Annotated in this window: 14 protein-coding genes; 13 read left to right on the forward strand and 1 reads right to left on the reverse strand. The window is 67.2% G+C overall.

Annotated features, from left to right (window positions below):
• The 13 genes from NN4_RS08895 (at window position 1) to NN4_RS08955 (ending at window position 9,153) form a co-directional block, all read left to right on the forward strand.
• Window positions 1-267 carry a hypothetical protein gene (locus tag NN4_RS08895; RefSeq protein ID WP_147129451.1) on the forward strand — a complete coding sequence of 89 codons (267 nt, stop codon included), beginning with the start codon at window positions 1-3 and terminating at the stop codon, window positions 265-267.
• A gap of 75 nt (window positions 268-342) precedes the next feature.
• On the forward strand, window positions 343-729 hold the full coding sequence (locus NN4_RS08900) for a hypothetical protein (RefSeq protein WP_147129452.1): 387 nt from the start codon (window positions 343-345) through the stop codon (window positions 727-729).
• A gap of 479 nt (window positions 730-1,208) precedes the next feature.
• Window positions 1,209-2,897: a hypothetical protein gene (locus NN4_RS08905; protein WP_147129453.1), complete on the forward strand. Its 1,689-nt coding sequence runs from the start codon at window positions 1,209-1,211 to the stop codon at window positions 2,895-2,897.
• Window positions 2,897-3,700: an ESX secretion-associated protein EspG gene (locus tag NN4_RS08910; protein WP_246180784.1), complete on the forward strand. Its 804-nt coding sequence runs from the start codon at window positions 2,897-2,899 to the stop codon at window positions 3,698-3,700. Before NN4_RS08905 ends, NN4_RS08910 begins: the two co-directional genes overlap by 1 nt.
• Window positions 3,701-3,748: 48 nt before the next feature.
• Complete coding sequence (locus NN4_RS08915; RefSeq protein ID WP_147129454.1) at window positions 3,749-4,105, forward strand: hypothetical protein; 357 nt, start codon at window positions 3,749-3,751, stop codon at window positions 4,103-4,105.
• 26 nt (window positions 4,106-4,131) lie between these two features.
• Window positions 4,132-4,434: a YbaB/EbfC family nucleoid-associated protein gene (locus tag NN4_RS08920; RefSeq protein ID WP_147129455.1), complete on the forward strand. Its 303-nt coding sequence runs from the start codon at window positions 4,132-4,134 to the stop codon at window positions 4,432-4,434.
• Between the two features lie 93 nt (window positions 4,435-4,527).
• The gene (locus NN4_RS08925) at window positions 4,528-4,845 is read left to right on the forward strand and encodes a type VII secretion target (protein ID WP_107654187.1); all 318 of its coding nucleotides are present in this window, start codon (window positions 4,528-4,530) and stop codon (window positions 4,843-4,845) included.
• Window positions 4,842-6,239, forward strand: a complete 1,398-nt coding sequence (locus tag NN4_RS08930; RefSeq protein ID WP_147129456.1) for a hypothetical protein — start codon at window positions 4,842-4,844, stop codon at window positions 6,237-6,239. The genes NN4_RS08925 and NN4_RS08930 overlap by 4 nt, the downstream gene beginning before the upstream one ends.
• Window positions 6,240-6,256: 17 nt before the next feature.
• The gene (locus NN4_RS08935) at window positions 6,257-6,601 is read left to right on the forward strand and encodes a PE domain-containing protein (protein WP_107654189.1); all 345 of its coding nucleotides are present in this window, start codon (window positions 6,257-6,259) and stop codon (window positions 6,599-6,601) included.
• Between the two features lie 47 nt (window positions 6,602-6,648).
• Window positions 6,649-7,635, forward strand: a complete 987-nt coding sequence (locus tag NN4_RS08940) for a PPE domain-containing protein (protein ID WP_147129457.1) — start codon at window positions 6,649-6,651, stop codon at window positions 7,633-7,635.
• Window positions 7,632-8,423 (forward strand): ESX secretion-associated protein EspG, encoded by a 792-nt coding sequence (locus NN4_RS08945; protein ID WP_147129458.1) that lies wholly within the window; start codon window positions 7,632-7,634, stop codon window positions 8,421-8,423. Before NN4_RS08940 ends, NN4_RS08945 begins: the two co-directional genes overlap by 4 nt.
• Before the next feature lie 87 nt (window positions 8,424-8,510).
• Entirely contained in the window at window positions 8,511-8,807 is a 297-nt protein-coding gene (locus NN4_RS08950; RefSeq protein ID WP_147129459.1) for a WXG100 family type VII secretion target, read from the forward strand.
• 52 nt (window positions 8,808-8,859) lie between these two features.
• Window positions 8,860-9,153 carry a type VII secretion protein EsxR gene (locus tag NN4_RS08955; protein WP_147129460.1) on the forward strand — a complete coding sequence of 98 codons (294 nt, stop codon included), beginning with the start codon at window positions 8,860-8,862 and terminating at the stop codon, window positions 9,151-9,153.
• 63 nt (window positions 9,154-9,216) lie between these two features.
• Here the strand turns inward: NN4_RS08955 and eccE are convergent.
• Window positions 9,217-10,677 (reverse strand): type VII secretion protein EccE (gene eccE / locus NN4_RS08960; protein ID WP_147129461.1); only part of this gene is annotated, 1,461 nt, incomplete at its 5' end.

Here is a 10,677-nt window from a genome sequence, read left to right on the forward strand (position 1 = left end):
ATGCTCTTGGACCATCCGACCGAAGATGAACTGTGGCAAAGCTTCGCCACGGCGCTCGCCGCGGCCCGCAGTGGGAGTGGAGTCTCCTCGGACAATGGTCTCGACCTCCGCACCGTCAACGCGCTGTGGGAGATCGTCGATGCCTATCCGAACATCCATGAGGAGCTGATCGCCGCCGCGCATGCCGCCTTCGCGGGCCAGCTGGACGGCTCCAACGCGGCGGCACGGCAGGCCGCGATCAATCGTGCGTTCGAGCAGAACCAGTGAGTGCGGTCGAACGAATCCTGGGCGCTAGGGTGAGCGGGGAATTGTCGTCTGCTGATCGTCGCCGGGGAGGTTGACATGCCGGACCTGAAACCGGTTGGCATATATCGCGAAATGTACAAGCGGGGGCACGACGATCTCCCCTCGATCCACGAGACGCCCACCGACCAGCAACTCGATGACCGCGACCGGATTCTCGAGTATCTGCGCAAAGCCCCCGAGGTCTTCGACGTCATGGAGGCCGTACCCAACCTGGTCACCGGCGAAGGCTGGATCCCGGGCGGCTCCTCACTGCACTCCGACGGGGAGTGGATCTGGCGCACCGACTCCATCGAGTACCTGACCGCCAGCCCCCTCGCCATCCCGGACGAATTCGTCCAGCACGTCCGTGCCAACAACTACACCCCGCCGGACTACGACCTCCTCGACGCCTCGTTCCGCGAGGCGTACCTGCGCTACTTCTGATCGCTGACGCATCCTTGCCCATCGAGCACCTGGCAGTGACCAAGATCGGCCGCAGCGCTGGAACCAGAGGTTTACTCGCTGGTCATCGCACTATCGCTGCAAGCGTGCCACCAGGATTCGGGTCTGTACATGCGGGCCTGACACTAGTACTCATAGAATCGTTGGCACGCTGTGAGTACTGGCTGCGCCAGTGACGTGCGAGGCGCAGGGTTTCAGCAGCGCAGCCATGAGGAGGGCCAGTAGCGGATGAGGGATCCAGCGCAAGAGCGTGGTTCGGTGCCGAGGGCAGGCGGGAAGCCTGCCGTCGTCGCGTTCGGAACTTCGAGCTAGCAGGAGCGTGAACCATGGGTGATAAAGACAAGCCCGAAACCGACAACCCGTGGCCGGCGCTATCCGAGCAGGCACACAATGGCACGCTGACCCTCGCCGAGGGCGCGGCCAACGAAGCGGCGGGTTACGCCGCGACCGCAGCTCACGTGGTGGAACTGGTCAAGAAGTCCGTCCCCGACCTGCAGAACCCCACCGGCTTCGGCAATCTGGAGTCGGGTTATGCGTTGCAGGCGAAGTTCAATAAAGCCGCGGGCGATCTGGACCGAATCCTCGGACGTTACCTGGAAATTCTGAACGCGATGGGCGACACCTTCGTCGCCGCAGGCAAGCTGTACAAAGATACGGATCAGAGTTCCAAGGACAAGTTCGCACAAATCAAGAAGGACAAGCAGCTCGTCAATCCCGGCTCGCCGCCGCGACCGACCGACGCGATGGTCCCCGACTTCACCGGCGAAAAACACTCCCAGATGGGCAAGATCGAGGAGCTCGACGGGAGTTACAAGGGCAAGGGGGAGTATTCCGAGCTCGCCAAATTCGCCGCCGGGAAGGACGGAAAGGACTCGAGCCCGATCGAGCCCGAGAACCCGGACAACAAGGACGACGCGTGGTTCAAAGCGTTCGGTGAAGCGATCAAGCCCGACGGGCTCGTCACAGACGCCGCGATCTACCAGTGGATGAGCGAGCAGCTGCGCGACGCGTTCGGCAATCTCAACAATCGGCTGACTCGCATGCAGACCGACAAGGCCTGGGAAGGCAAAGGAATGGCCGCCGCCCTCGCCGCGGCGGACAAATACCGTACCCAGGCCAATTCGCTCGCGGACAATTTGGTCCTGATGAGCCAGAACTTGAATTTCACCGCTGGTTGGCTGAACGAGACACGCCAATACATGCCTGGCGGATCGAACGTCGACCGCGAGGGAATGGGCCCCGACGACGAAGGCGACTGCGTCCCCCTCTGGCATCGGCCGGGGTTCTCGGGTTGGTACGTCAAAGGTTTGGGCTATACGAACTCGGCGATTCCGATCCTCCCCGATCCCGTCGTGAAGCCGGCTGAGCCGCCGCCGTCGCGCCCGGGCAACAGCACGCCCGGCACGCCGGGTGCCACCCCGGGGTTGGGTCAGAAGCAGGGCACCCCGGGCTCGCCGGGCGTGCCGGGAAACCAGTCGCAGCTCAAGGATCAGCAGAAGCAACTCCAGGCCCAGGCCGAGCAGCAGCGCAAGGAGATCGAAGCGCAGCGCAAGGCGATGGAGGAGCAGATGCAGCGGGCGCGGCTGGAGCAGGAGCAGCGCGCGAAGGAGCAGCAGCGGCAAGAACAACAGCGCGCCGCGCAACAGGCCGCGCAGCAAGCGGCGCAGCAGGCGGGACAGATTGCCCAGCAGATCGGGCAGCAGGTCGCGCAGGCGGCGCAGCAGATGGGTTCTCAGCTGGCCAACGCGGCGCAACAGGCCGGCTTGGCCGGTCTGCCCGGCATCCCGAGCCTGAAGGACCTGGAGGAGCAAGCGAAGAAGGCCATGGGTGCCGCGGGCTCGAAAGGTGGTGGCGCGGGCAGCGGTGCGGGCCCGGGCGGCGCCCCGAAACCCGCCGATCTGGGCCAGCTGGACAAGGCGTCCAAGTTGTTCCCGCGCGCCGAGGCGACGACCACCAGCGCCGCGACTGCGGCACGCGCAGGGCTCGCGTCGACCGGCGCCGGCATGGGTGCGATGGGCCCCGGCCCCGGACCCGGCGCGGCGGGACAGACGAAGGAGCACAAGCGCGCCGACTACCTGGATTCCAACGAACATCTCGAAGAGGCCATCGGCGAGGCTCCGGTTGTGGTCAAACCCGTCGTGGAGAATTGATGTCGAGTTTGATGAGCCGCGTCTGGAAGTTCAGCGACCTGGAATTCGCCGTGCTCTGGGGCGGCGAGGAAAACGCGTATCTACCTCGGCCGCTGAGCTTTACCAGTAGAACTCCGATGTGGAACGACTATATGGAGGAGCGGGCGCGGACCCGGGATGCCTTGCGCGGCACCGTGGATCCGAGATTCGACGAGGTGCTCGCCGCGATTCGGCAGCCGGATATTCGTATCGAAGCACGCGGCTGGGACGCTCGGGATTGGACCAACACGAAGGCCAGTATCCGGCTGCTCGCGGCCCGCCGCGGTGAGCGCGGCTTCCTGGTCACCCAGTTGCCGGGTGAGACGGTGGAGCACAGCTCCGGCTTCACGGTATCCGAATGTGAGGCAGTGCAGCTGGCCGACGTGGTGGTCGACGCACTTCCCGATGCCGAACCGGGTAAGCGCGCGGATATCGCACTCGCCACGCAAGATTACGGCGACGAAATGGACTACGGGTACGGCCGTTCGGTGGTGCACGATTCGTTCGAGGGATCGGTCCGTGATCGTGCCACCGAGTTTCTCGCGACACCGGCGCCCTGCGTCGGACGCATCGACGTGATCCAAGTGCAATCGATATTCGGGCCGCGTGGCACCACCCGGCATCGGCTGAAATGGCGGGATCTCGAGAACGACGGCCGTTACCTGATCGACGACAGCAATCCGCCGGTGGCGATGGCCAGTGATCGAAAACGCCTGATTGCAGCGGTCAATACCCGAATCGCCGAGGTGGTTCGCGCCATCAAAGACGAGCGAATAAGGGGTTGACATGCGTGAGACGCTGTTATTGATCCCAGCTACGGGGAGGGGACGGGAATGAGCACGCCCGAAGGCGATACGCCGCAGGAGTTTCCGACGGAATTCACGGTGACCTCGCTCACCGGCTCTATCGCGGTGCGCACCACCGAACAGGGTTTGCCGCTGGGCATCAAGCTCGACCAAGACCAATTGCGACGCGCGCCGGAAGCCCTGGCCGCCGAGATCCTGCGGCTGTGCAAGCAGTCGGCGAATCGGGCCGGGATGGCGCGCCGGGCGCAGCTGAAGGAAGCGGGATTCACTCCCGAGATGTTGTCGATGACCGGTCTGCCCACCGAGCAGGAAGTCGCCAGACAAGAGATCATCGAAGAGCAGGAGTACGAGACCGAGCCGCAGAGCTGGCTTCGATCAGTCTGACTGGGACGGGGATTCGGGAGGTAGTCATGGTCGAGACGATGGACGAGTTGCTCGCGCGGGTGCAGAAGCAGATGTACCGGTTGCGCGATCTCAACGACGCGACCGCCGGGATCCTGGCGACCGAGACGTCACCGGACGGGGCGGTGACCGCCTCGGTGGACGGCAACGGCGCGCTGGTCGGGCTGAGCCTCGGCGGTGCGATAGCCAAGCTGTCGCCGGCCGACTTCGAGAAGACACTGGTCGACACCGCACAGGCGGCGGCATATCGCGCCTTCGCCGAGCGCGCCGAGCTGGTCACGGCGTACAACGAGGAAAGCGCGGTGACGTGACCGGATGATGCGCACACAGTGACAGCGAAGTGTTGCTCCGATAGGTAAGGTTTGTCGAAACCCCATGTGGGGTTACGGGATTGGACGTCAGTCATGAATCACATTGAAGTTGTTCCGGATGCGGTTCGGGCCTACGGCTCCGCCTCGGCCGCGATGGCCGCGGGGGTCGCCTCGGCGGGCGCGGTGGACCAGGCGGCGACCATCGCCACGGTCGTGCCGGTGTTCGGCCTGATCGGCCAGGAGTTCCTCGCCTCGTTCGCGTTCGCGCAGGCGAACCACCTGAGCTCGGTGGCCGAACTGGCCGCGGTGCACGCGGGCACCGCGCTGACCGCGCATCAGGCCGCGAGCACCTACGAGGTCACCGACAGCGCGTCGGGCGCGGCCATCGGATCGGTCAGCTCGCAGTCATGACGACGCCCGGGGCCATCCCACCGCCGGGGGCGGAGCCACTGGATCCGACCGTGCTGGATCTGTTGCGCGGCAGTGCCCTTGCCCCGATGCTCGATCAGCCGGTGAACGACATCCTGCACGACATGGGGCTGCCGAACCTGCCGGAGATGCCGTCGTTCATCCAGATGCCGGAGATGCCGCCGCTGCCGCCGCTGGATCTCACCGCGCTGATGCGGCCGTTGACCGACCTGGCCGCGGCGTTCGGCAGCGGACAGCTCGGTGCGCCCGCACCTGCGCCCGCTCCCGCGAACGCCGGTGCCACGCCGCAGAACGCGGCGGCGCCCGCACCTGCGCCCGACCCGACCCAGCTGTTGTCCGGCATCTCGACCGTCATGCAAACCGTCATGCAGGTCGGCACGTCCGCGATCCAGACGGCGATGTCGGTCTGGCAGGGCATGGCCGCGATGGAGGCGGCGAAGAAGGCAGGCGAGGCCCAGGCGGACGCGGGCAAACTGGAAGCCCAGAGCACGGAAGAGAAGGTCGTGCTCACCGAAGCGGCGGGCAGCGTCTTCACCGGCGCCGGGCTGATGTCCGCGGTGGTGGCGAAGTTCTCCGCCATCCTCGCCGCGTCGCCGCTGTATGCCGCAACCCCTGCGGGACAGGTGTTTCTGGCCGCGTCCGCGGTCGAGGCGATGGCGGAGGCGATCGGCATCACCGTCAAGACCAAGGGCGAGCTGCTCGGCCACAGCGGCACCATGACCAAGGCCGGGACCAAGGTCCCGATCACCAACGCGCCCAAGGGCGTCGCGGGCGCGGGCGGTGCCGACCAGCTCAGTCAGCTGATGAGCATGGTCACACCGCTGATCGGCACCGCGACCACGGCCGCGCAGTCGCTCGGTCAGCTCGCCCAGGCGAGCTCGGCGCTCAGCGCGCCGAAGACGGTCGACTCGAAAGCCCATACGGGCGCTGGGCTTTCCGACGAGGAGAAGGCCAAGGCGGCAGCTGCGGGCGGGCCTGGTGCGAGCGGGCGTGGTTTCGGTGGCCCAGGCCCCGGCGCGGTGGCCGCACCGCCGCCTGCTCCGTTGAACCCGTGGCAGGGCACCCGGGTCGCGAGCGGCTCGGTCGGTTCGCTGAGCGGGCTGAGTGGTCTCGGGTCGAGTTCCGTTGCGCCCGCGTCGATGTCGACCGGCGGCACTACCGGTGGCAGCGGTGGCATGATGCCGATGGCCGGTGCCGCGGGTGCGGCCGGCATGGCCAGGGACGGCGAGTCGACCAGCGACTCGCTGCGCGGCCAGATGGTGACCAGCCAGCACGGCGACGAAGTGGTCGGCCACATCGAAGGGGTCTCGTTGCCGGTGGTCGGCGCGGCCGACAGCACTTCGGAACCGCCGCCGGACAAAGAACTCACGCTCTGACCGATTAGGAGAATCTCATGGGTGCTGACGGGATAGGGGACGCATTCGCGAGCGTCCAGTTCGACCCTGCCGCGGCGGGGAAGGCCTCGAATGGCCTGGACGTACTCGCCGATCGACTGGCCGCGGATCTGCAGGCCGCCGAGGAGGCGTTGACGATCCAGCCTGCTGGAGCCGACGAAGTCTCCGGCCGGGCCGCGCAGACCGGGAACGAGGTCGCCACCTCGTACCTGGCGAGTGCGCAGGCCAGCGTGCAGGAGATGCGAAAGCTGGCCGCCACGTTGCGGATGCACACCAAGGAGTTCAGCCAGATCGAAAGTGACAGCGTCGCGGACTTCGACGCTGCGGGCGGCAGGTCCGCCTGAGGCGAAGTCCACCGGAAAGGCCTGTCTTGGAAAGGCACAGCGCAGCAATGATCGAACCACCGAAGCCTGGGTTCACCGGCGTGGTGTGGGAGGCTCGGCCGCCGGAGCGGCTCGCGCAGGATCTCACCACGGGACCGGGCTCCTTGCCGATGGCTGAGGCAGCCGCCGAATGGTCGCGGCTCGCCACGGTTTTCGGTGCGGCGGTGCTCGAATACGAGCAGGTTCTTGCTGCGCTGCGCGGCGCATGGCAGTCCGGGCGTAGCGGCGAGGTCATGGAGAAGGTGTCCACCCTGCGCCAGTGGCTGGTGGACGCGGCCGCGACCGCCAGCTCGAACGCCGCGCGCCTGCAGGCGCAGGTCACCGCGTACGAGGTGGCCAGACTGGCCATGCCGAACACCGCCGAGATCGAGAAGATCAAGCAGGTGCAGCAGGCGGTGGAAAGCGTGGGCGCGATGCTCGGCGCACCGATTCGGGCGATCGCCGCGGACAACGAGGCGGAAGCAGACGTGGCGAAAGCCGTTGCGTCGCGGGTGATGCGCAGCTACGAAACGGCCGCCGAGCCGTTGGCGACGCCGTGGCAGCATCAGGAACCGCCGAAGATCGCGCCGGAGCAGGCGTGGATCGCCGAGCAGTCCGCCGCCGCGGCAGCGGCTGCCGCGCCGAAATCCATGCCGGGATTCGCGGGCGTGCCGATCGGCTCGTTCGCGATGCCCACCTTGCCGCCGCGGGAGCTGTCCGCCTACCGCGCGCCGGTGTACTCGCAGTCCACCACGACCGCCGAGCCGGTGGCCCGCAGCAGTCAGGTCGGCACGACCAGCGCGACCGGCCAGTCCGCGCCCGTAGCCCCCGGTGCGATGGGTGCGGCAGGCGCGTCCCAGGATTCGAACAGGTTCCCGCGGGCCAGCCTGGCCGGTGAGGCCGACCAGATCGGGCTCGAAGGCGAAATCCAAGCCGCTCCAGCGGTGCTCGGCGGCACCGAGCCGGTGGCCAAGGCGCCCACCGAGACCCGGACCGAATCCGGCGGTGCGCTGTGACCACGTTGACCAACGACGCGCTACTCGCCGTCGCCGACCGGATCGGCGTGCAGACCCTGCCGCTGGCCTTATCGGTGGGGCCGCAGCAGGATTCGTACGAGGAATGGCAGCGGGCGCAGGAACACGCGGTGGCCACGCTGACCGACGACGGCCTCATCGACGCACACGGTGAAGTGGACGCGGAGCTGGCGGTCACGCTGTTCACGCTGGCGCTGCCGGAGCAGGAGCTGGTAGCGCGCATCTACACCGAGCACGGCTCGCGCCGAGTCTGTGTGGTGCGCCGCGGGCATACACACGCGGTCGCCGTCCGCTCCGGCGACGACTTCGATGTGCGCCAGGTGTGGACCGACGGCTCGGCGACCGATCTGGTGCGGCCGCTGCTGGCCGCCATGGATCCGTGTCCCGCCGCCGACATCCCCAATTTCAGCGTCCCCGCCGCAGAGCTGGCCGAGCGGCTCGACTCGGCCGCGACGGCCAGTGAGCTCACCGACGCTCTCTATGCCCTGGGTGCCCCCGATCGCGACGCCACCAAGTTGGGCCTCGCCTTCGGCGCAACGCACGCTTACGCCGAAATTGTGGCGTGCACCCATGAGGACGGCGTGACCAGAAGGGCACCCGGCGCAGTCGCCGTGTACGACACCGCCCGCGGGCGGATCGTCGCCGCGCCAACGGTCTCCCCGGATCAGCAGGTCTGGTCCACGGTCACGCCAGGTACCGACCACCGGGTTGCGCAAGCAGTCGCCACGTTGATCGAGGGACTGCCCGGGGGGAGGTGGCTGCCTCAGTAGTACTCGGGTGGCAACTTCGGTTGTCTCGGATATCAACGAGACCGTTTGTCTAGGAACGGTCCTCACATATGACGAAAGGTCAAAGAAATGTCACTCACCTCACTCGGTGGCTCGGATAAGGCCGTTGGTGTCGAAGAAGGCGGTGTCGACAATGTCGTCTCCAGTCTGGAGGGCGCCATCAATAATCTCCGCACCTCGGTCAGGGAAATCGACCAGGCCGCACAGGATGTGTTGAAGGGCTGGAAGGGCGACGCGTCCTCCAAGTTCGTCCAGGTAGCGCAGGAATGGCACGACGAAGCCGAAGACCTGAACAAGCGCTTCGACATGTTCACCCAGGCCGTCAACGAGGGCAAGCAGAAGCTGCAGGCGATGGACCAGGCCTGATCGGTCTGCTCCACCCTCGATTCACACTCCATCATTCGAAGGAATTTGAAGAATGACCATCCTTTACGATCCCGTAGCCATGAACGCGCTGTACGACGACCTGCAGACCTACGGCGGCAAAATGAAGGGCGAGATCGACTCGCTCAACGACGCTGCCAAGGCGTTCCACGACAACCTGGCTGGTGAGCAGGCCAAGGCGGGCTTCGACGGCCAGCACAAGAACCTGCTGTCCGGACTCGAGGACACCCTGCAGAAGCTGGACGCCCTCGGTGCCCAGGTGGAGAACGCGCTGGCACGTGCGCTCGAGGCCGATGGCAAGGTCGGCGACGGTTTCGCCGCTTTCTGACATGTCCGTCACCTGACGGCCGACCGGAACATCCAGTTCCGGTCGGCCGTTTCGGTTTTCGGCTCAGCGCGCGGCGAGCGATTCGCCGATGTAATGCATCTCGTCCGGGGTGGTCACCATGAACACGGTCGCGCTGGCCGTTGCGGTGCGCACGGTGATCCGGTTCGGCGCGTCCGGATCCTGGATCAGTGTGACGTCGGCATCGATCGGTGCCGGCGGCTGATCCGGGGTGCGCACATGCACGATGGTGGCGCCACCCGCGTGCGCGGTCGGCGCGATGCCGTCGAAGACGACGACCGTGGTGCTCGGGTAGGGCGCGGCGGGCAAGGGCGGCGCGGCAGGCGCGTGATAGCTGGCCCCCGCCGACCGTGGCGCGATCGAGATCACCTGCGGTGCATCGAGATTGGTCACCATGGTGTGCCAAGCGTCGGGCCGGGCGGTGTGCACGATGGCGTGCGCGCCGAGCGCGGTCGCCCGCAGGATCACCTGCTGGGCCAGATCCAGGTTGCCGATCACCTCCAGGTGCCGGGTGCCCTCGCCGACCAGCGGCACCGCGATGCCCTGGCCGAGCTCGTCGGCGCCGATCAGCTGTCCGCAGCCCGCCGTCGGCACCGCGATATCGGTGAGCGCGGCGATGGTGCCGCGGTACCCGGTGTCCGAGCCCCAGCGGCCCGCCGCCCCGATCGGCAAGGTGTCCAACAGGACTCGCAGCTGGTTGCCCGGTAGCTCACGCAGGCCGGGCAGCGGCGGCTCCTCCGGCTCGAAGGTGGTGTCGAACCGGACCACGGCATTGAGCACCACGGTGCCCACATGGTCGGCGCGCGTGTCGTGCCGGTGCGCGCCGGGCCGCAGCCGCAGCGTCACCGTGGTGGACAGGCTCTGCACCGTCCAGATATCGGCCAGGCCGCGCGGGCCGACCATGTCCGCGCCGATTTGATAATGGGTGAGGTAGCGGCCCTGATACTCCAGTGAGCCGGGCGATTCGGTGAGCTGATCGAGCTCGAAGCCGTGCGTGAGTTCGCGGACCGCGCTGTTCATTTCGGCGGCGGTCAGCACCGAGGTGGCGATGTCGTGGGCGGCCAGCCGATTCGCCACCCGGCGGGTTGCGATCATCGCGGTGCGCAGGGCGCCGGTGCTGCCGCCTCCGCGCTTCTCCACCGCTTCGGCGTTGGCCAGCGGGTCCAGCCGCAGCACCAGCCATAGGGTGCGGTGCGCGATGGCGGGCAGTGGGCCGAGAATGCGGTCGTACAGGTGCGAGATGATGCCGGTGCCCGCCGTGCGCGCGCCCGTGCTCACGATGTCGACCCCGGCCAGCGTCAGATCGAATTGATCGAGGCAGCGGGCGATCTCGGTGAGCGGCAGCAGTTGGTCGGTGCTGAGCGAACCGCGGCGAAGCAGCGTCAGCGCGTCCGGCGGCGGGTCGATCCGCAGCATGGTGAGCAGCAGCTCGCCGTCCCAGCGCACCCCGTAACCGCCGCCCTCGCTGAACGGCACATCGAAGGCGGGCGCCTGGGCCAGCTGGTC

Source organism: Nocardia ninae NBRC 108245 (assembly GCF_007990755.1).
Lineage (GTDB): Bacteria > Actinomycetota > Actinomycetes > Mycobacteriales > Mycobacteriaceae > Nocardia > Nocardia ninae.